The following is a 20,779-nucleotide window of genomic DNA, read 5'->3' on the forward strand; positions in this document are numbered from 1 at the left end:
GTCAGAGCAGAACTCGACGGAAATCGGCGAGCACTTGGCCCAGATACGCGTTGAAACGCGCAGCAGAGGCGCCGTCGATCACGCGGTGGTCGTAAGACAGCGACAGTGGCAGCGTCAGGCGCGGCACAAACTGCTTGCCGTCCCACACCGGTTTCATGGCGCTCTTGGACAAGCCCAGGATGGCGACTTCAGGCGCGTTGATGATGGGCGTGAAGTGGGTGCCGCCAATGCCACCCAGCGAGCTGATGGAGAAGCAGCCGCCGGTCATGTCGGCCGCACCCAGCTTGCCGTCGCGTGCCTTCTTGGCCAGCTCACCCATCTCTTGGCTGATCTGCAGCACGCCCTTCTTGTCGGCGTCGCGCAGCACGGGCACCACCAGGCCATTGGGCGTGTCAGCCGCAAAACCGATGTGGTAGTACTGCTTGTAGACCAGTTGGTCGCCGTCGAGGCTGGTGTTGAACTCGGGGAACTTCTTCAGTGCCGAGACCACGGCCTTGATGACAAACGCCAGCATCGTGACCTTGACGCCAGACTTCTCGTTCTCTTTGTTGGTCGAGACGCGGAAGGCTTCGAGTTCGGTGATGTCGGCATCGTCGTTGTTGGTGACGTGCGGGATCATCACCCAGTTGCGGTGCAGGTTGGCGCCGCTGATCTTCTTGATGCGCGACAAGTCCTTGCGTTCCACCGTGCCGAACTTGGTGAAGTCGACCTTGGGCCATGGGATCAGGCCCAGTGCCGCACCATCGCCACCACCAGCAGGTGCCTTGGCCGCTTGCGCCTTGGTCTGCACGGCGCCGGCCATGACCGACTTGGTGAACGACTGCACGTCGCCCTCAAGGATGCGGCCCTTGGGGCCAGAACCCTTGACTTCCTCGAGTGGTACACCGAGTTCGCGGGCGAACTTGCGCACCGATGGTGATGCATGGGGCAACGCGCCCGTGGGGGCCACGGTGGGATTGTGTGCGGGCACGGCCACCGCAGCCGTTGCGGCAGGAGCCGCTACAGCGGCGGCGGCAGGTGCCGCCGTTGCTGCAGGCGCGGCCGCAGCGGGCGCAGCAGCAGGAGCTGGGGCGGCAGAAGCCACACCGTCCAGAATCGCCAGCAGGTCACCGATGTTCACGGTGTCGCCGAGCTTGACCTTCAATTCTTTGAGCGTGCCAGCGGCCGACGATGGAATCTCCATCGAGGCCTTGTCGCTTTCCACGGTGATCAGCGATTGCTCGATCTTGATGGCGTCACCGGGCTTGACCATGACTTCAATCACGGTCACGTCCTTGAAGTCGCCAATGTCGGGCACACGCACTTCGACCGGGCCGGCGGCCACAGGTGCAGCAGCGGCGGGAGCGGCCGCCACGGGTGCGGGAGCAGGCGCCGCAGGTGCCGGGGCAGGAGCCGCAGCGGCTGGGGCAGCAGCGCCCTCGCCTTCGAGCGAAATCACGATGGAGCCTTGCTTGACCTTGTCGCCCAGCTTGACCTTGAGCTCCTTGACCACACCCGCGTGGCTGCTTGGAATTTCCATGGAGGCCTTGTCGCTCTCCACGGTGATGAGCGATTGCTCAGCCTTGACGGTGTCGCCGGGTTTGACCAGCAACTCGATCACCGTCACTTCGTCGAAGTCCCCAATATCGGGAACCTGAATCTCAATCAATGCCATGTGTTGTCTCCAAAAACAGTGCCGAACCACGCTGCACGCGTGCAGCGGGGCTCAGCAAGGTGCGTCCATCAAGCGTAGAGCGGGTTGATCTTGTCGGCATTGATGCCGTACTTGGTGATGGCTTCTGCCACCTTGGCCACTGGCACTGTGCCGTCTTCAGCCAAAGCCTTCAAGGTGGCCAGCACGATGTAGTGGCGGTTGACTTCGAAGTGCTCGCGCAGCTTGCTGCGGAAATCGCTGCGGCCAAAACCGTCGGTGCCCAACACCTTGTAGGTACGGCCCTTGGGGATGAACGGGCGGATCTGCTCGGCGTAGGCCTTCATGTAGTCGGTCGACGCAATCACCGGACCGGTGGACTTGGACAGTTGCTCGGTCACGAACGGCACGCGCGGGGTTTCCAGCGGGTGCAGCAAGGCGTAGCGCTCAGCGTCCTGGCCGTCGCGGGTCAACTCATTGAAGCTTGGGCAGCTCCAGACGTCGGCCGAAATACCCCAGTCTTTTTCCAGCAGCTCTTGTGCGGCAAACGACTCACGCAAGATCGTGCCCGAACCCAGCAGTTGCACACGTGTGGCTTGCGTGCCACCGGCCTTGCTGAGGTACATACCCTTGATGATCTGCTCTTCGGTGCCGGGCGTGAGGCCAGGCATGGCGTAGTTTTCGTTCAGCAGCGTGAGGTAGTAGAAGACGTTGTCCTGCTTCTCAACCATGCGCTTCAGGCCGTGGTGCAGGATCACGCCGACTTCGTGAGCGAAGGTCGGGTCGTAGCTCACGCAGTTGGGGATGGTGTTGGCCAGGATGTGGCTGTGACCGTCTTCGTGCTGCAGGCCTTCGCCGTTCAGCGTGGTACGGCCCGAGGTGCCGCCCAGCAAGAAGCCACGTGCTTGCATGTCGCCCGCTGCCCAGGCCAGATCGCCAATGCGCTGGAAGCCGAACATCGAGTAGTACACGTAGAACGGCACCATGATGCGGTTGCTGGTGCTATAGCTGGTGGCGGCGGCAATCCAGCTCGACATGCCGCCGGCTTCGTTGATGCCTTCCTGCAGGATCTGCCCGGCCTTGTCTTCCTTGTAGTACATGACCTGGTCTTTGTCGACCGGGGTGTACTGCTGGCCTGCGGGGTTGTAGATACCCACTTGGCGGAACAGACCTTCCATACCAAAGGTACGCGCTTCGTCCACCAGAATCGGCACCACGCGTGGGCCCAGGGCCTGGTCGCGCAGCAATTGCGTCAAGAAACGCACATAGGCTTGGGTGGTGGAGATCTCACGGCCTTCTGGCGTGGGGTCCATCACCGACTTGAACACATCCAGCGACGGCACGGTGAAGCTCTCGTCGGCCTTCACGCGGCGGTGTGGCAGGTAGCCGCCCAAGGCCTTGCGGCGCTCGTGCAGGTACTTCATTTCTGGCGTGTCGTCGGCCGGCTTGTAGAACGGAATGTCGGCGATCTGGCTGTCTGGGATCGGGATGTTGAAGCGATCGCGGAAGGCCTTGATGTCTTCGTCCGCCAGCTTTTTGGTCTGGTGCACGTTGTTCTTGCCTTCGCCAATTTTGCCCATGCCAAAACCCTTGACGGTTTTGATCAGCAACACGGTCGGCTGGTCTTTGTGCTTCACGGCGGCGTCAAAAGCGGCGTAGACCTTTTGCGGGTCGTGGCCACCACGGCGCAAGGCCCAGATTTCGTCGTCGCTCATCTTGGCGACCATTTCGGCGGTACGTGGATCGCGGCCGAAGAAGTGCTTGCGCACGTAGGCGCCGTCGTTGGCCTTGAAGGACTGGTAATCACCGTCCAGCGTGTCCATCATCAGTTTGCGCAGGGCGCCGTCTTTGTCGCGCGCCAGCAGCGGATCCCAGTCACTACCCCAGATCAGCTTGATGACGTTCCAGCCTGCGCCGCGGAACTCGCCTTCGAGTTCCTGGATGATCTTGCCGTTGCCACGCACCGGGCCGTCCAGGCGCTGCAGGTTGCAGTTGATGACAAAAACCAGGTTGTCGAGCTTCTCGCGCGCAGCCAGGCCGATGGCACCCAGGGATTCCACTTCGTCCATTTCACCGTCGCCGCAGAACACCCAGACCTTGCGGTTTTCGGTGTTGGCGATGCCACGCGCATGCAGGTATTTCAGGAAGCGTGCCTGGTAGATGGCCATCAACGGGCCCAGACCCATGGACACGGTAGGGAACTGCCAGAACTCGGGCATCAGCTTGGGATGCGGGTAGCTGGAGAGACCCTTGCCGTCCACTTCCTGGCGGAAGTTCAGCAGTTGCTCTTCGGTCAGGCGGCCTTCCAGGTAGGCACGTGCGTAGACACCAGGCGATACGTGACCTTGGATGTAGAGGCAGTCGCCGCCATGGTTTTCGCTCTCGGCATGCCAGAAGTGGTTGAAGCCGGCGCCAAACATGCTGGCCAAAGAAGCAAACGAGCCAATGTGGCCGCCCAGATCGCCACCGTCCACGGGGTGATGACGGTTGGCCTTGACCACCATGGCCATGGCGTTCCAGCGCATGTAGGCGCGCAGGCGTTCTTCGATCTCGATGTTGCCGGGACAGCGCTCTTCCTTGTCCGCCTCGATGGTGTTCACATAACCCGTGTTGGCGGAAAACGGCATGTCGATGCTGTTTTGGCGGGCGTGCTCGAGCAATTCCTCAAGCAAAGAGTGGGCACGCTCAGGGCCTTCGGCGGCGATGACGGCCGACAAAGCGTCCATCCATTCACGGGTTTCCTGATGGTCGACGTCGTTGGCGGCAGAGCCACGTGCGTTTTCGGGTATGGCGGACATGCGCTGTCTCCTCTTGGGTGTTGCACTATTTTGAACGGAACGATCATGATTTTGACCGGCGCGCGGAGTTTCTCACATTTGTTTTCTCGTTTCAATATATGAGGGATCATTTCACAATGTAATATCTTGTAGTTGAAACAATACTCAAATCAACTCGACCGAATTTCAATCAGGTCGCACCCGCCTACACTGCTCACATGTATTCGCGACCGACGCCCCTGAACCCCATCTCACCCAAGCGAACCAACTGGTGGAAACGCTGGTGGGGCAGACAAACGCCGCACCGGCAAGATCGCTACGCCATGCTGGCACCGCTGATTGCGGTGCTGCTTTTTTTTGCGGCCATAGGTTCGTCTTTTATGTACCTGCGACTGCAGGAACTCGACCGCGAGCAGGAAGCGGTAAAACGCGATGTGGAGTACACCCAGCAGCAGATTCGCCTGCGTCTGCTGGAGCGCCAAGAGCAGCTGATGCGCATTGGCCGCGACATTTCGAACGAAGAGGTGGACGCGCAGGAGTTCACCAGCCGCGCCGAATCGCTGATCGCCCAGCACCCCGAAGTACAAACCGTGAGCTGGATAGACGAGCGGCGGCGCATCATTGCCGCCTATTCATCACCCAGCCTGGCCGCCGCGCAGGAGCGCAAGGTGGACCAGGTGCTGCAGCCCGGGGGCGACACCGAAAGCACGTTCAGCCTGGCGCGCGATCTGCAACAACCAGTCTATGCGCAGCCCGGCGATGTCGAAGGCCCGGCCATGCTGCAACTGCACATTCCGCTCAGCGACCGCGGCCGTTTCTCCGGCATGTTGCTGGCCGAATACTCGAACGAGGGTTTGCTGCGTTTCGGTGTACCCGCCGAGGTGCAAGCCAAGTACGCCGTGTCGCTGTTGGGCGCGAGTGGCCAGACCCTGGCGGGCACGGCGCTGCCCAAGCGCACCGGCGGCAACCGCTACCTGCCGTGGTCGGCCCAGACCGAGTCTTATGAAGTGCCGGTGTCGCCGGTTGGCAATGGCCTGGTGCTGCGTGCCCAGGCCTACCGCACATCCCAGGGGGTGATTGGCAGCGGCCTGTTCTGGCTGGTCGGCGCCTTGAGTGTGCTCACCGCCTGGATGCTCATCGGCAACTGGCGCCACACGCGCCGCCGGCTGCAAGCCCAGCAGGCGCTGATGGCCGAAACCAACTTCCGCCGCGCCATGGAAAACTCCATGGCCACCGGCATGCGGGCCCTGGACCTGCAAGGCCGCATCACCTATGTGAACGCGGCCTTCTGCCAGATGACAGGCTGGAGCGACTTTGAACTGGTGGGCCGCACCGCCCCCTTCCCCTACTGGCCCGAAGAGGACGTGGACTACCTGGCCGCACGCCTGGAAGACGAGCTCAACGGCCGCTCCACGCCCGGCGGCTTCCAGGTGCGCGTGAAGCGGCGCGACGGCACGATTTTTGACGCGCGGCTCTACGTCTCCCCCTTGATCGACGCCGTGGGCAAACAGACCGGCTGGATGACCTCGATGACCGACATCACCGAGCCCAACCGCATCCGCGCCCAGCTCTCGGCCTCGTACGAACGCTTCACCACGGTGCTCGAAGCCTTGGACGCGTCGGTCTCCGTGGCGCCGCTCAACAGCCACGAACTGCTGTTTGCCAACAAGCTCTACCGCTTGTGGTTTGGCGTGCAGACCGAAGGCCACGAACAACTGCTGGCGCAAGCCGGCGTAGACAGCTCGGCCAACGACGAAAGCAGCGACGAGGTGGACTCGTTTGCCGGGCTGCCGACCGACAGCCTGACCAACACCGAGAGTGAAAGCTCGGAGATCTTCTCGCCCGGCCTGGGCAAGTGGCTGGAAGTGCGTTCGCGTTACCTCACCTGGGTGGACGGCCGCCTGGTGCAGATGGTGATTGCCACCGACATCACGCCGCGACGCCGCGCCGAAGAGCAGTACACGCTGCAGACCGAGCGCGCGCAAACCTCCAGCCGCCTGATCACCATGGGCGAGATGGCGTCCAGCGTGGCGCACGAGCTGAACCAGCCGCTGGCCGCCATCTCCAACTACTGCAGCGGCATGAGCTCGCGTATCAAGGGCCAGGGCATCAGCCAGGAAGATCTGCTCGCGGCACTCGACAAAACCGCGCGCCAGGCGCAGCGCGCGGGCCAGATCATCCAGCGCATCCAGTCGTTTGTGAAACGCAGCGAACCCAAGCGCACACTCTCCACCATCGAAGACATCGTCGACGAATCCATCGAGCTCGCCGGCATCGAACTGCGCCGGCGCAATGTGCGCCTGAGCCACTACCTGGCCGCACGCCTGCCCAAGCTGATGGTCGACCCCATCCTCATCGAACAGGTATTGGTCAACCTGCTGCGCAACGCCGCCGAAGCGATTGACTCGGCGCAACGCCCCACCGCCCAGCGCAACATCGAATTGCGCGTCTTGCCCAAGACCGACCAGGACCAGCAAGGTGTGGAGTTTTCGGTGACCGACACCGGTGCCGGCCTGGCGCCGGAAGTGCGCGATCGCCTGTTCGAAGCCTTCTTCAGCACCAAGGCTTCGGGCATGGGCATGGGCCTGAATCTGTGCCGCAGCATTATCGAGTCACACGCCGGAAGAATGCAGGCGCAGAACCTCTACAATGGCTCGGAGGGTATAGGGTGCAGGTTCTCCTTCTGGATACCGCTGGCTAAGCCCAATCTCCCTAGTGCCCCAAGTGTTCCGACTGTTCCTGCTGTGGCGCTTGACGCTCCAGCCTCTCCCACCATGACCCCGGAGTGACTGCATGAGTTTGATTCCGAAAAAAGGCACTGTGTATGTGGTTGATGACGACGAAGCCGTCCGCGACTCGCTGCAGTGGCTGCTCGAAGGCAAGGACTACCGTGTCCGCTGCTTCGATTCCGCCGAATCGTTTTTAAGCCGCTATGACTCCCGAGAGGTAGCCTGTCTCATAGTCGACATCCGCATGGGCGGCATGACGGGCCTGGAACTACAAGACCGCTTGATGGAACGCCGCTCGCCGCTGCCCATCGTCTTCATCACCGGCCATGGCGACGTGCCCATGGCAGTCGACACCATGAAAAAAGGCGCCATGGACTTCATCCAGAAGCCGTTCAAGGAAGACGAACTGGTAAGCCTGGTCGAACGCATGCTCGAACACGCCAAGGTCAACTTCACCGACCACCAGCAAGCCGCCAGCCGCGACGCCTTGTTGTCCAAACTCACGTCGCGTGAAAGCCAGGTGCTGGAGCGCATCGTCGCCGGCCGCCTGAACAAGCAGATTGCCGACGACCTGGGCATCAGCATCAAGACGGTGGAAGCGCACCGCGCCAACATCATGGAAAAGCTCAACGCGAATACCGTGGCCGACCTGCTGAAGATCGCCCTGGGGCAACAGAACCCCAAGTAACGCCACGCAAATTCACTACTACATTAGTAGCACCTTACGCCCGCCCACCTTACGTTAGCGGGCGTTTTTACTTAAATTTCAAACCATGACCGCAGCACTCATAGACGGCAACGCCCTCGCCCAATCCATCCGTACCGACGTCGCCGGCCGCACCCAGGCGCTCAAGGCCCGTGGCATCACGCCGCGCCTGGCGATTGTGTTGGTCGGTGAAGACCCGGCCAGCCAGGTCTACGTAAAGCACAAGGTCAACGACAGCCAGCAAACCGGCCTGGAAGCCACGCTGGAACGCTTTCCCGCCGACCTGACGGAAGCCGCCTTGCTGGCCCACATCGACAAGCTGAACAACGATGCCGCCGTGCACGGCATCCTGGTGCAACTGCCGCTGCCCAAACACATGGACGCACACAAGGTGATTGAGCGCATCGCCCCGGCGAAAGATGTGGACGGCTTCCACGTCGCCAGCGCCGGCGCGCTGATGGTCGGCCAACCGGGCTTCTGGCCGTGCACGCCGTTTGGCTGCATGAAGATGATAGAGTCGATTGGCTACAACCTGCGCGGCAAACACGCCGTGGTCATTGGCCGCAGCAACATCGTCGGCAAACCCATGGCACTGATGCTGCTGCAGCAAAACGCCACCGTCAGCATCTGCCACAGCGCCACACCCGATCTGAAAGCCATGACGCTGCAGGCCGACGTCATCGTCGCCGCCGTGGGCAAACAAAACATACTGACGGCGGACATGGTCAAGCCCGGTGCCGTGGTCATCGACGTGGGCATGAACCGCAATGACCAAGGCAAGCTGTGTGGCGATGTCGACTTCGACGGCGTCAAGCAAGTCGCCGGCTGGATCACACCCGTGCCCGGCGGCGTAGGCCCCATGACACGTGCCATGCTGCTGGTCAACACCCTCACGGCCGCTGAAAACGCCTCCAAATCCGTCTGAAGTTGGCCCACAACGGCAGGAACTAAACCAGCCTGCCGAAGTCCAGTTCTAAGCCCTTGAAGCCACCCCCATCGTCGCCACTTTGAGACTATGAACAATCCACTACTCGACTTCTCCGACCTGCCGCTGTTCGACCGGATCCTGCCCGAGCATGTGGCCCCTGCCATAGAAGTGCTGCTGGCCAAGGCCGACAAGGCGCTTGAAACCGTCACCGCAGCAGACTTCCCGGCCGACTGGAATGCGATGTCCGCCAGCCTGGACGTGGCCACCGAAGAACTGGGACGCGCCTGGGGCGCCATCAGCCACCTGAACAGCGTGGCCGACAGCCCTGAGCTGCGCGCCGCCTACAACGCCGCCCTGCCCATCGTCACCGAGTTCTGGACCCGCCTGGGCGCGGACGAGCGCCTGTACGCCAAGTACAAGGCCATGGACCCGGCCAAGCTCAACCCCGAGCAAGCCCAGGCACAGCGCAACGCCGTGCGCAACTTCGTGCTCAGCGGTGCCGAACTCACGGGTGCGGCCAAGGAACGCTTCGCGGCGATTCAAGAACGCGCGGCCGAGTTGAGCCAGAAGTTCAGCGAAAACGCCCTGGACGCGACCGACGCCTACGCCTACTACGCCGGTGCCGATGAAGTCCAAGGTGTGCCGGATGACGTGCTCGAAGCCGCAGCCGCCGCCGCCAAGGCCGATGGCAAACAAGGCTACAAGATCACGCTGAAACTGCCCTGCTACCTGCCGGTGATGCAGTTCGCCCACAGCAGCGCCCTGCGTGAAAAGCTCTACCGCGCCTACGCCACACGCGCCTCCGACCAGGCCCCGGCCGATGCGCTGAAGTTTGACAACAGCGCGCTGATCCGCGAAATCCTGGCACTGCGCCATGAAGAAGCGCAATTGCTGGGCTACAAGAACTTTGGTGAAGTGTCGGTGGTGCCCAAGATGGCCAAGTCGCCCGACGAAGTGATCCACTTCCTGCGCGACCTGGGCTCACGCGCCCGCCCCTACGCCCTCAAGGACGCCGCTGATCTGCGCGAGTTCGCGGCACAAAACCTGAACCTGGCCGACCCGCAGCCTTGGGACTGGGCCTATATAGGCGAAAAGCTCAAGGAAGCGCGCTACGCCTTCAGCGAGCAGGAAGTGAAGCAATACTTCACCGCGCCCAAGGTATTGGCCGGCCTGTTCAAGATCATAGAAACACTGTTTGAAGTGTCTATCCGCCGCGATCACGCGCCGGTGTGGCACCCCTCGGTCGAGTTCTACCGCATCGAGCGCCCTGCAGCCGCAGGCAGCACCGATGGCAAGCCGCAACTCGTCGGCCAGTTCTACCTCGACCCCTCGGCCCGCACCGGCAAACGCGGTGGCGCCTGGATGGACGATGTGCGCGCCCGCTGGCTGCGCCCCGACACCCACACGCTACAAACCCCCGTGGCGCAACTGGTCTGCAACTTCGCCGAAGGTGTGGGCGGCCAACCGCCACTGCTGACACACGACGATGTGACCACGCTGTTCCACGAGTTTGGCCACGGCCTGCACCACATGCTGACCCAAGTGAACGAGCGCGATGTCTCGGGCATCAGCGGCGTCGAATGGGATGCGGTGGAGCTGCCCAGCCAGTTCATGGAGAACTTCTGCTGGGAATGGGACGTGCTCAAACACATGACCGCCCACGTGCAGACCGGCGCCGCCTTGCCACGCGAGCTGTTCGACAAGATGACCGCCGCGAAGAACTTCCAAAGCGGCCTGCAAACCCTGCGCCAGATCGAGTTCTCGCTGTTCGACATGTTGCTGCACACCGAACATGCACCCGACCTGGACTTCATGCCGCTGCTGCGCAAGGTGCGCGCAGAAGTGGCGGTGCTGCCCGTGCCCGAGTTCAACCGCAGCGCCAACACCTTCAGCCACATCTTCGCCGGTGGCTACGCCGCTGGCTACTACAGCTACAAGTGGGCTGAGGTGCTAAGCGCCGATGCCTATGCCGCGTTTGAAGAAACCGCGGGTGCTGACGGCTTGCCAAACATAGAAACCGGCCGAAAATACCGTCAGGCCATTCTGGAAGCCGGTGGCAGCCGCCCGGCGATGGAGTCGTTCAAGGCCTTCCGTGGGCGTGAGCCCTCGCTGGACGCCCTGCTGCGCCACCAAGGCATGGCCTGATTTATTAAACGCCGGTTTTTGCTCAATCTCTGGAGTTGCTGATGCCTTTGCCCCCGAAGCTATTGCCCCTGCTGGCCACCACGATGTTGTTGCTGGCAGGCCATAGCGCCATGGCCCAGGCGGTCTACCGCATCGTCGGGCCGGACGGCAAGGTGACGTTTTCTGATCGTCCCCCGCCGCCCAGTTCGCCGGCCAAAGCCAGTGTGGATACCCGCGCCGAAGCCGCCGCCAACAGCGCCGGCACTGGCAATGTGCTGCCCTACGCGCTGCAGCAGGTGGCGCGGCAGTACCCGGTCACGCTGTACACCAGCAAAGACTGCGCGCCCTGCAACAGCGCACGCAATCTGCTCAACAGCCGGGGCGTGCCGTACAGCGAGCGCACCGTCAGCAGCAATGAAGACAACGACGCGCTGCAACGCATCAGCAACGACAACGCCCTGCCGTTTGGCACCATTGGCGGCCAGCAGCTCAAGGGCTTTTCGGATCTGGAATGGACGCAATACCTCGACGCGGCCGGCTACCCCAAGACCTCGCAGTTGCCGACCAACTACCGCCGTCCTGCGGCCACACCCTTGGTCGCTGTGAAGGCGCCTGAGCAGGCCGCCCCGGCTGCCGCGCCGCAAGCCAATGCGCCGCAAGCGCCACCACAAGACCCGCAGCCGCGCAACGCCCCGTCGCCAAGCAATCCGACCGGCATTCAGTTCTAGCAAACGCTTCGCCCCAAACAAAACGCCCGACTTGATCGGGCGTTTTGTTTGGATGCTTAGATGCGTTGCAGCTTAGAACGTCAGCGTCTTCACACCTTCGGCCGTGCCCAACAGGCACACATGCGCCTTCTGGTGCGCAAACACACCCACGGTGACAACGCCAGGCCATTGGCTCACGTCGGTTTCAAAGGTCAGTGGGTCGGTGATAGCCAGGCCGGTCACGTCGACGATGTGCTGGCCGTTGTCGGTCACCAGTGGTTGGCCGTTTTTCTGGCGCACTGCGGCCTGGCCGCCCATGGCCGCAAAACGGCGCATGACGTGGGCCGTGGCCATGGGAATCACTTCCACCGGCAGCGGAAACTGGCCCAGCGTCTGCACCAGCTTGGAGGCATCGGCAATACAGACAAACTTGCGCGACTGTGCGGCGACAATCTTTTCGCGTGTGAGAGCAGCGCCACCACCCTTGACCATGTGGCCCTGGTGGTCGATTTCGTCGGCGCCGTCGATGTAGACCGACAGCTCTTCCACCTCGCTGGCCTCAAACACCTTGATGCCCAGGGCCTGCAGGCGCTCGGTAGAGGCGACCGAACTGGACACCGCACCCTTGATCTGGTCCTTGATGGTGGCCAGCGCATCGATGAACTTGTTGACGGTGGAGCCGGTCCCCACACCGACGATTTCGCCGGGCACAACGTACTGCAGCGCAGCCTCGCCAACGAGTGTTTTCAGGGCATCTTGAGACAAAACGGGAGCGGGTGAGTTCATCTGGGAGAATCCGGGTTGCTATAAGTTACAGCCTGAATTATCCAATGTCTCTGATTCCTTACGGGCTCGCCCGTCCTTTCCTGTTCGGCATGGACGCCGAAGCCGCGCATGAGCTGACGCTCAACAGCCTCGCCATGGCCCAGGGCACACCGCTGCAATGGGCCTATTGCCAGACACGTGTGGACGATCCCATCACCCTGGCCGGCCTGCAGTTCCCCAACCGCGTGGGATTGGCGGCGGGCCTGGACAAAAACGCACGCTGCATAGACGCGTTTGCCACCATGGGTTTTGGTTTTGCCGAGGTCGGCACGGTCACGCCCAAGGGCCAAGCCGGCAACCCCAAGCCACGCATCTTCCGCCTGCCCGCGCGCCAGGCGCTGATCAACCGCCTGGGCTTCAACAACGAAGGGCTGGACGCCTTTATCGCCAATGTGCGCCGCGCCAGGTTTCGCCAGCAGCACCCGGGCAAACCCATGCTGCTGGGCCTGAACATAGGCAAAAACGCCAGCACCCCCATCGAGCAGGCAACCGACGACTACCTCATAGGCCTGGCCGGCGTCTACCCCCATGCCGACTACGTCACGGTCAACATTTCCAGCCCGAACACCAAGAACCTACGCGCCCTGCAAAGCGACGAGGCGCTGGACCAGTTGCTGTCGGCCGTGGCAGAACGGCGTGAAACCCTGGCCACCGAGCACGGCAAACGCGTGCCGATTTTCGTCAAGATCGCCCCCGACCTGACCGAGGAGCAGGTGCAGGTGATTGCCGCCACATTGCAGCGCCACGGCATGGACGGCGTGGTCGCCACCAATACCACCTTGAGCCGCGAGGCCGTGGCCGGTCTGCCACATGCCGAAGAGGCCGGCGGACTGAGCGGTGCCCCCGTGCTCGAGGCCAGCAACCGGGTCATACGCCAGTTGCGCTCGGCCTTGGGCAAAAACTATCCCATCATCGGGGTCGGCGGCGTGTTGTCGGCGCAGGACGCACAGAGCAAGATCGATGCGGGCGCGGACGTGGTGCAGATCTACACCGGCTTGATTTACCGCGGCCCCGCCCTGGTGCGCCAAGCGGCCGAAACCTTGCGGCAACACCGCAAGTAACGACCGCTTTAAAGCCCGCTAGCGCCTTTGGCGGCGCGGGCACGAAGCGGACCCCGGGCGCCGGCGGCGTTCATGCGGTGTTCAGGCCTTGACACGTTCCAGTAAGGCCCGGCCGCTGTCGGTGGTGCTATAGACCACCGCCACGTCTATCACCGGGCCGCCCTCCTCACCTGGGAATGAGGGCAGTATCTTGGCGTCCAGATAACCACCATCCACCAGCTTGGCCACATAGTCGATCATCACCGGACAAGACTCGGTGACCGGCGCACCGGCACTCTCGATGCTGCCATCAAGTTGTTTGAGGTAACTCAGCAAAACGGCTTCCATCAGATGCTCCCAGAAGTGAAATCGGCGATACGGTTGAAGATTGAGGCAGAGTTAAGCCCGACCACGTTCAGCGCAGTGTGCTGGCGGGCAGGCTGCTGCTGTAGCCATCGAGGTCCAGCACTGCGTATTTGGTGAGCGGGCCCAGATCGGGGTCCTCGCCCTGAAAATACACCACGGCATATTCGGGCAGCGCCTGGTACGGCCCAAACTTCTCAAAGCAACTCGCTCGCAAGGTCTTGAGACCCTTGTCCGCATGGAATGCCTCCAATGCAGCCATCTCCGCGGCAGACGCAGCCCCCATGTGCCACGACGGCTGCAGCACACCGGAGCAGCGCTGTCCAACGGCATTGAAGCCATGCACCACGTCGTAGTGCGCACGCGAGGCACAAAACCCGGGAAAGCAGGCTCTGACAGCCATGTCGTAGACCAAGGCATGTTCCACTGCGGTACGAACGGCCCCCGACGGCAGTGTGGCCAGCAGCACGTCAAAGCCGCCACGCACCACCATCAGATCGGCGCCGCCGTAGACCAGGGCGCCGTGCTGGTCTGGCGTCAACAGCTGACGGCCAAAATAGCTGGCCACGATGCCAGCCACAGACACCTGCCCCACACTCAAGGTCTCCACGTCGGACAACTCGTGCTCCAGCACCACCCCGTGGCTGCGCAGCTCCTGGTTGTCCATGACCGCCAGCAGCGCATTAAACGCCGTGCGGTCGTGCACCACGGTTTGCCCGCGCCCACCGGCGGCTGAAACCGGCTTGATGCGCATCGCCCCCAGCGGCAGCAGCCGTTCCGCCGCCAGTGCCGCATCTTCACGAGAAAAGGCGGTGTATCCGGGCAGCACCGCTTTGGCCACCATGGGGTAGAAGTCGGGGCTCCAGCCTCTAGGCGCTACCGCCTCGGGTGAATAAAGCGGGTGGCTGATGGCCTTGCTGGCGACAAAAGCCTCGGGCACCAGGCCACCAAAAAAATCATCCGCGCCGCGAATGCCCAAGGACTGTGCGTGGTCCAGGCCCACCAGGGTTTCGCAGGGCACCAAGTAGGTTCGCTCTGGCCAGCTGGGCTGCGGCAATTCATCCGCCAAGCGGTAGCCCTTGAGCCGCGCGATGCGCCGCGCAATTTCCCTGCGGGTGACAGCTTCGTGGCCCTTTTGCTGGCCTGGCAGTCCCTGGGTGTAGGGCATGACCACGCCCAGATCTTCGTTCGAACGCAAGGGCGATCGGATGGCGGAACGCTGCAAGGTCTCGACAAACATGGAACACCCCTTCAAAACCAAGGCAAAAAATACACGCAGTTTTTGTGCCCGGCCCGCCAAGATAAGCGGGATGCATGCACGCAAAAGTTCAGCAGAAAACGTCTGGCCGCCGGGACTTCATCAACTGAAGCTAAAGCCTGGCGTGGAGCAGGTTTTCATCTGAGCGCCATTGTTGAGGGCCGTGAGGGCCTGCGGTGTAAGCCTTGTCCGATAGGGCTGTCGGTCAAGAGAGGGTGTGTTGCCGCAACTGCGCGGCACAACCCGGGATTGACTCGAACACCGCCTGAGGGGCTGCGCCAGGCTACGTTATTTGCTCTTTTTGACCGTGTTGATGCTGCACGCGGCCTTGACGATGCGATCTTTTGGGTTTGCCGCCATGTCGCGAAAGGCCAGCATACGCACATCTTTTTCGTCGTAGACCACGCTGCGCATGCTGCCGGTCCACAGCGGCCCGGCATACAACATCTGCGAGCGGTGCCGCGCCACACCGGTTTCGCAGTCGATCATCACGGAGGACACATAGGAGCGAAATGCCTGGCCGTCCCGGGCCATGCGATCCTGTGACCGGTTGGCCCGGATGCTGACCAGGCGCGAAGTGTCAAAGACCACGGCGCTGGTCACATCGACCTGCACGGTCTCGCTCAGCGGGTCCAGCGGATCGCCCAGGATGGTGAGCCAGATGGGCTCGACCACCGGAGCCGCCGCATTGCCGCACAGCGACAGCAGCCAGAGGCCGGCAGCGGCAAGAAGGTGTTTCCCGGTGGTCATAGGTTGGAGTTTAGGCCAAGCACCAGCAGCAAAACCGTTTGATCACATTGCTTTTTGCGGCCGTCAAACCACCACCACGCGGTTTCGTCCGCCGGTCTTGGCGCTGTAAAGCGCTTTGTCCGAGCGGGCGATGGCGTCGTTCAAGGCCTCATAGGGCAATACCTCGGTGACGCCCAAGGACACGGTGAACGAAATGCCTTGCTCGGTGATGACGGCATCCGGCGCACGCAGGTCCAGGGTCAGGCGTTGGTCTTGTGCCACGATGCGAAAACGTTCAGCCAACTTTTGGGCGCCGGCGTGGTCGTTGTCGGGCAGCATCAGCAAAAACTCCTCACCGCCCCAGCGCGCAACAATGTCTTCTTCGCGGCAGGTGCGGCGCAGCAGTTCGCCCACGCGCACCAGCACTTTGTCCCCGGCGTCGTGGCCATGGATGTCGTTGATCTGCTTGAAGTGGTCGATATCGATCAACACCAGCGCCAACGGGCGTTTGTGGCGGTGGGCACGCGCCATCGCATGTTCGGCCAAGGCCAGGAAATGGCGCCGGTTCGACAGGCCGGTGAGTGAATCACGCGTGGCCAGTTCATGCAGGCGCTGCTCGGCATGGACCACCGCATTGCGGTACACGTGGGCGACGTAGGAGAACATGGCAAACACAATGCTCACATTGAACGCGTTCACCACATGAACACCCCAGCGGTTCAATGGCGTCCACGGGCCATAGGCTTCGGCCGCCATGTCCAGCCCAAGATAAAACGCCAGCAGCAGCAACACCAGACAGACCGCCTGCCGACGCGGCGCGTTGCTCACCACAATCGCCGGAATGAACATCATCAGGTAGTAATGAAAGCCCGCGCCCCAGCCTATCAGCATGGTGCCTATGGCGGCGTGGCCCAGCACCTCGGCCCAGATCAACACCAGCGCCAGAACATTGCGCCGCCGCTGCAGCAGCGCATAGGCCACGGCGTAGATGGCAACACTGGCCACATTCATCCAGGCCAGAAATGGCGAGTCCAGCAGGTGGAACAAGATGAACAGCAGGACGTCGACACACGCCGCCATCACGACCACACGCTGCACCATTACCCAAAAGGCCCGCCCCACGCGCCGCCCGTCTCCGGGCAAACGTCCGGCCTGCGGCGCGGCTTGCACCGGCGAACTCAAGCCCTGGTTCATCGCGCGCCTGGCTGGGCTTGCACGGGCGCCTGCAGGCAGGCCAGGACCTGCTGGGCAATCGCCAGTGAGCTTGTCAGCCCAGGCGATTCGATACCAAAAAGATTGACCAAACCGGGCACGCCATGCACGGCCGGGCCCTGGATCACGAAGTCTTTGGCGGCCTCATGCGGGGCCTGGATCTTCGGCCGTATGCCGGCGTAGCCGGGTTGCAGCGCGCCATCGGGCAGGCCTGGCCAATACTTGCGCACTTCGGCGTAAAAGCCGTCGCCGCGGCGCGGGTCGACCTGCAGGTCGGCGGGGTCGTCGACCCACTGCACATCCGGGCCAAACTTGGCCTGGCCACCCATGTCCAACGTGAGGTGCACACCCAAACCAGCGGCTTCGGGTGCGGGATACACCAGGCGCGAAAACGGCGCGCGGCCACTCAGGGTGAAGTAATTGCCCTTGGCGTAGTAGGCGCTGGGCACATGTTCGGCGGCCAGGCCGGCAAAGCGGCTGGCCAAAGCCGGGGCCGACAAACCGGCGGCGTTGACCACCCAATCGGCTTCAAGCTCGGTGCCGTCTTCCGCTACCAAGACAATAGCACCTTGCGCACACTGCGCTTGCTTCAGAGGCGAATTCAGTGCCAACATGCCGCCGGCGTTCTCAAGGTCACCTAGCAGGCTCAGCATCAGCGCATGGCTGTCGACAATACCCGTGCTGGGCGAATAAACCGCGCCCACACAAGCCAGATGGGGCTCCATGGCGCGTGCTTCTTCGGCGCTCAGCAACACCAGGTCGTCGACACCGTTGGCGGCCGCTTTGGCGATGATGCCCTGCAATTGCGGCAACTGCGCCTCGGACGTGGCCACAATCAGTTTGCCGCAACGTCTATGCGCAATGCCGCGCTCGACACAGTAGTCGTAGAGCAGCTGTTTGCCCTGCACACACAGCTTGGCCTTGAGCGAGCCTTGGGCGTAATAAATGCCGGCGTGGATCACTTCGCTGTTACGTGAACTGGTGCCTGTGCCTATGGCATCCGCCGCTTCCAGCACCATCACTTCACGCCCAGACAAAGCCAGGGCGCGCGCCACCGCCAAGCCGACAACACCGGCGCCTATCACCACACATTCGACGCGGTCCATCACAAGGCCCTGGGGTCGGTTTCAAGCAACAAGGCGACCAGCGACTTCAGGTTGGCCTGCAAGGCGTTGAAGCCTGCGTTCATTTCCAGGGTTTCTTCGTTCATGTACAACTTGCGGTTAATTTCGATTTGCAGACTGTGGCGCTGCGCCTGGGGTTGGCTGTAGCGGCGCACCAGCTCTACGCCTTTGTAGGGGTGGTTGTAGGCCACGTCATAACCCAGGCCACGCAGGTGTTCACACACCAGTTGCGACAGCGCCGGGTGCGCGGTCGTGCCATCGCGGTCGCCCACCACAAATTCGGCGTGCGCCTCGCCGGGGAAACCGGTGGCAAATTGCGAGGCTATCGCCGGCATGGAGTGGCAATTCAGATGGATGCAATAGCCGTGCCGTGCGTGGGCCGCATCAATCGCCGCGGCCACGGCCGCGTGATAGGGCTGCCAGCAATTGGCAATACGTGCCTCGCCCTCGGCCACCGACAGCTTGCGCTGGTACAGCGGCACGCCGTCATCGGTGGCGCGCCAGATCAGGCCCTTGCCCAGGCGCACCTTGGCCAGCACGGCGGGGTCTTCGGCTACCGGGTGCGGCCAGGGCGCGTCGAACATGTCGACATCAATCTCGGTGGTGTTGCGGTTGGCATCCAGATAACTGCGCGGAAAAAGCGCCTCCACCCATGCCGCGCCCATGGCCGGGGCAAAGTCGTAGAGCTTTTCAACATGGGTGTCTTCCGCTTGCCGCAGCAGCGGCAGCGCACACGCGTATCCAAAGTCGCTGGGGTAGTCGGTGCCGCTGTGAGGCGAATCGAGCACGAGAGGCGAGTCGCCCTCTTTGAATCGATAAACGGTATTCATTCATTGCCATTGTGCCCGACGAATGTGTTAAGCGCAGGTGGCGAAAGCCCTAGCGGCATCCTTCTTACAGCGACAAAATAGCCCCTGGAAACCCCTTTTTTCGCCACCCCTGGCATTTGGCTGGAAATGGGCAACGCGGGCATACTGGGTTTTTCGCCAACAGGTTTTTACTCATCTTTGCCGACACGCCACATGATCGAGTTCCACTACTGGCCCACACCCAACGGTTGGCGCGTTTCCATCATGCTCGAAGAGTGCGCCCTGCCCTACCAGATGGTGCCGGTCAATATTGGCCGGGGCGAGCAATTCACACCCGAGTTCATGGCCTTGATTGGCCCGCACAACCGCATGCCCGCCGTGGTGGACCACCAGGCTGGTGAGGGAGCTGCGCCGATCACGGTGGTGGAAAGCGGCGCCATCCTGACCTATCTTGCCGAGAAGACCCAGCGTTTTCTGCCGGTCTCAGGCCCAGCGCGTTATGAAACCTTGCAGTGGCTCGCCTGGCACTACGGCAACCTGTCGCCGGCCTGCGCGCAGAACATCCACTTTCGCCGCTATGCCCCCTCGGACAGCGGCGCAAACGCTTACGCGGTGGACCACTTCACGCGCGAGGTGCATCGCCTCTATGTGGTACTGGAAGCGCAACTCGAGAAAACCGGCGCCTATGTGGCGGGCGCCGAGTTCAGCATTGCCGACATCGCCATCTTGCCCACGGTACGGCTGCACACCGGGCACGAGATCGACCTGGCAAACTTCCCTCACGTTCAGCGTTGGTATAACCAGGTATCGGCACGCGAGGCTGTGCAGCGCGGCCTGAACCTGGGCCAGGAATTGCGCGCCCCCGTGCTGAGTGCGCAGGCGCGGCTAGCCTTGTTTGGCGACAACGACCCCGAGCCCCCCGCGCCGGAGGTCGACGAAGGCACTTAAGCGGCTCGTAAGCGGCGCTCAAGCCTCGTCACACACGGCAACAGCCTGCCAAGCGCCTAGCCCAGCCGCCCCAGCAAACGCGGCACCGACGCGGCCAACAGGGCCACGCCGGAGACGGTGAGCAGCCCCAGCACGATCTGCCGGAAACGGGCCTCGCTGAGACCGATATAGAGCTTGGCGCCTAGCCACACGGGCAACAACATGGCCGCCGCGACGATGGCCAGGAACGGCAACTGGTCGCGCGTGACGATGCCGGCGCCGATGTAGGTGCCCATGGTCACCAACAGCATGGACAAATTGAAGTTCTGGATCACCGCGCGTTGGGCCTCTTTTTCCAGGCCCCGCAGCGTGCACCACAAGGTCGGCAAGGTACCGCTAAAGCCGCCTATGCCGGCCATCACCCCACCCGCCGCGCCCACCGCACCGTCGGCCCACCGGCCACCACGGCGGATACGCGGCAGGCTCTTGGCCATCAGCATCACCGGGCACCAAAGCACCAGCAGCGTGCCCAGCGCAGCCTTGAAAGTATCCATGTCCAGGCGCGGCAGCAACCACACCCCCAGCGGCACGCCTAGCAGCCCGCCGAACACAAACGGCAGCAAACGCTTGGCATCAAAGCCGCGCCGTACCGACATCGCCGCGATGATCTGCCCGGTGAGCGCACCAAACACCGCCAACGTGGCCGCCAGCCGGGGCTCCAGCACCCAGGCCCAAAACGACATCGCCACCATGCCAAAGGCAAAGCCCGACAGCCCCTGCACAAAACCGGCTACCGCGGCGCCCAGCGCCACCACCAGGTAAATCCACACCATATGTCTCCTTGCTTGCGCTTGTTGGCAATTGACTCTGCACAAAAGCCATGAGGCCAGC

At 62.5% G+C, this 20,779-nt stretch carries 17 protein-coding genes; 7 read left to right on the forward strand and 10 right to left on the reverse strand.

Annotation, left to right across the window (positions count from 1 at the left end; genetic code table 11):
• Position 1 precedes the first annotated feature (1 nt).
• Positions 2-1,654, reverse strand: coding sequence for a dihydrolipoyllysine-residue acetyltransferase (aceF, locus tag ACFQ95_RS13550; RefSeq protein WP_422831737.1), 1,653 nt, complete (start codon positions 1,652-1,654; stop codon positions 2-4).
• 68 nt (positions 1,655-1,722) lie between these two features.
• Positions 1,723-4,428 (reverse strand): pyruvate dehydrogenase (acetyl-transferring), homodimeric type, encoded by a 2,706-nt coding sequence (gene aceE / locus ACFQ95_RS13555; RefSeq protein WP_422831739.1) that lies wholly within the window; start codon positions 4,426-4,428, stop codon positions 1,723-1,725.
• 197 nt (positions 4,429-4,625) lie between these two features.
• Between aceE and ACFQ95_RS13560 the strand changes: the two genes are divergently transcribed.
• The 5 genes from ACFQ95_RS13560 (at position 4,626) to ACFQ95_RS13580 (ending at position 11,622) form a co-directional block, all read left to right on the forward strand.
• The gene (locus ACFQ95_RS13560; protein ID WP_422831741.1) at positions 4,626-7,196 is read left to right on the forward strand and encodes a PAS domain-containing sensor histidine kinase; all 2,571 of its coding nucleotides are present in this window, start codon (positions 4,626-4,628) and stop codon (positions 7,194-7,196) included.
• Positions 7,197-7,200: 4 nt separating this feature from the next.
• On the forward strand, positions 7,201-7,824 hold the full coding sequence (locus ACFQ95_RS13565; protein WP_422831743.1) for a response regulator transcription factor: 624 nt from the start codon (positions 7,201-7,203) through the stop codon (positions 7,822-7,824).
• Between the two features lie 85 nt (positions 7,825-7,909).
• The gene (gene folD / locus ACFQ95_RS13570; protein WP_422831745.1) at positions 7,910-8,767 is read left to right on the forward strand and encodes a bifunctional methylenetetrahydrofolate dehydrogenase/methenyltetrahydrofolate cyclohydrolase FolD; all 858 of its coding nucleotides are present in this window, start codon (positions 7,910-7,912) and stop codon (positions 8,765-8,767) included.
• Between the two features lie 90 nt (positions 8,768-8,857).
• Positions 8,858-10,915: a M3 family metallopeptidase gene (locus ACFQ95_RS13575; protein WP_422831747.1), complete on the forward strand. Its 2,058-nt coding sequence runs from the start codon at positions 8,858-8,860 to the stop codon at positions 10,913-10,915.
• Positions 10,916-10,956: 41 nt separating this feature from the next.
• Complete coding sequence (locus ACFQ95_RS13580) at positions 10,957-11,622, forward strand: glutaredoxin family protein (RefSeq protein WP_422831749.1); 666 nt, start codon at positions 10,957-10,959, stop codon at positions 11,620-11,622.
• 72 nt (positions 11,623-11,694) lie between these two features.
• Here the strand turns inward: ACFQ95_RS13580 and rpiA are convergent, their stop codons facing one another.
• A complete protein-coding gene (gene rpiA, locus ACFQ95_RS13585) occupies positions 11,695-12,387 on the reverse strand; it encodes a ribose-5-phosphate isomerase RpiA (protein ID WP_422831751.1) in 693 nt (230 codons plus the stop codon).
• Positions 12,388-12,431: 44 nt separating this feature from the next.
• On the opposite strand from rpiA, the gene ACFQ95_RS13590 reads away from it, so the two are divergent.
• A complete protein-coding gene (locus ACFQ95_RS13590; protein ID WP_422831753.1) occupies positions 12,432-13,487 on the forward strand; it encodes a quinone-dependent dihydroorotate dehydrogenase in 1,056 nt (351 codons plus the stop codon).
• 81 nt (positions 13,488-13,568) lie between these two features.
• Here ACFQ95_RS13590 and ACFQ95_RS13595 read toward each other — a convergent pair whose 3' ends face one another.
• From ACFQ95_RS13595 to ACFQ95_RS13620, 6 genes are all read right to left on the reverse strand, one after another.
• Entirely contained in the window at positions 13,569-13,814 is a 246-nt protein-coding gene (locus ACFQ95_RS13595; protein WP_422831755.1) for a hypothetical protein, read from the reverse strand.
• 67 nt (positions 13,815-13,881) lie between these two features.
• On the reverse strand, positions 13,882-15,069 hold the full coding sequence (locus tag ACFQ95_RS13600) for a DUF3182 family protein (RefSeq protein WP_422831756.1): 1,188 nt from the start codon (positions 15,067-15,069) through the stop codon (positions 13,882-13,884).
• 306 nt (positions 15,070-15,375) lie between these two features.
• Complete coding sequence (locus ACFQ95_RS13605; RefSeq protein WP_422831758.1) at positions 15,376-15,837, reverse strand: surface-adhesin E family protein; 462 nt, start codon at positions 15,835-15,837, stop codon at positions 15,376-15,378.
• A gap of 63 nt (positions 15,838-15,900) precedes the next feature.
• On the reverse strand, positions 15,901-17,010 hold the full coding sequence (locus ACFQ95_RS13610; RefSeq protein WP_422831759.1) for a diguanylate cyclase: 1,110 nt from the start codon (positions 17,008-17,010) through the stop codon (positions 15,901-15,903).
• On the reverse strand, positions 17,007-18,134 hold the full coding sequence (locus ACFQ95_RS13615; protein WP_422831761.1) for an NAD(P)/FAD-dependent oxidoreductase: 1,128 nt from the start codon (positions 18,132-18,134) through the stop codon (positions 17,007-17,009). Before ACFQ95_RS13615 ends, ACFQ95_RS13610 begins: the two co-directional genes overlap by 4 nt.
• Positions 18,134-18,982 carry an N-formylglutamate amidohydrolase gene (locus ACFQ95_RS13620; RefSeq protein WP_422831763.1) on the reverse strand — a complete coding sequence of 283 codons (849 nt, stop codon included), beginning with the start codon at positions 18,980-18,982 and terminating at the stop codon, positions 18,134-18,136. The genes ACFQ95_RS13615 and ACFQ95_RS13620 overlap by 1 nt, the downstream gene beginning before the upstream one ends.
• A gap of 192 nt (positions 18,983-19,174) precedes the next feature.
• On the opposite strand from ACFQ95_RS13620, the gene ACFQ95_RS13625 reads away from it, so the two are divergent.
• Entirely contained in the window at positions 19,175-19,909 is a 735-nt protein-coding gene (locus tag ACFQ95_RS13625; RefSeq protein WP_422831765.1) for a glutathione S-transferase family protein, read from the forward strand.
• Positions 19,910-19,965: 56 nt separating this feature from the next.
• Here ACFQ95_RS13625 and ACFQ95_RS13630 read toward each other — a convergent pair whose 3' ends face one another.
• Entirely contained in the window at positions 19,966-20,721 is a 756-nt protein-coding gene (locus ACFQ95_RS13630; protein WP_422831767.1) for a sulfite exporter TauE/SafE family protein, read from the reverse strand.
• Between the last annotated feature and the right edge of the window lie 58 nt (positions 20,722-20,779).

Source organism: Variovorax sp. HJSM1_2 (assembly GCF_049316285.1).
Lineage (GTDB): Bacteria > Pseudomonadota > Gammaproteobacteria > Burkholderiales > Burkholderiaceae_C > Rhodoferax_B.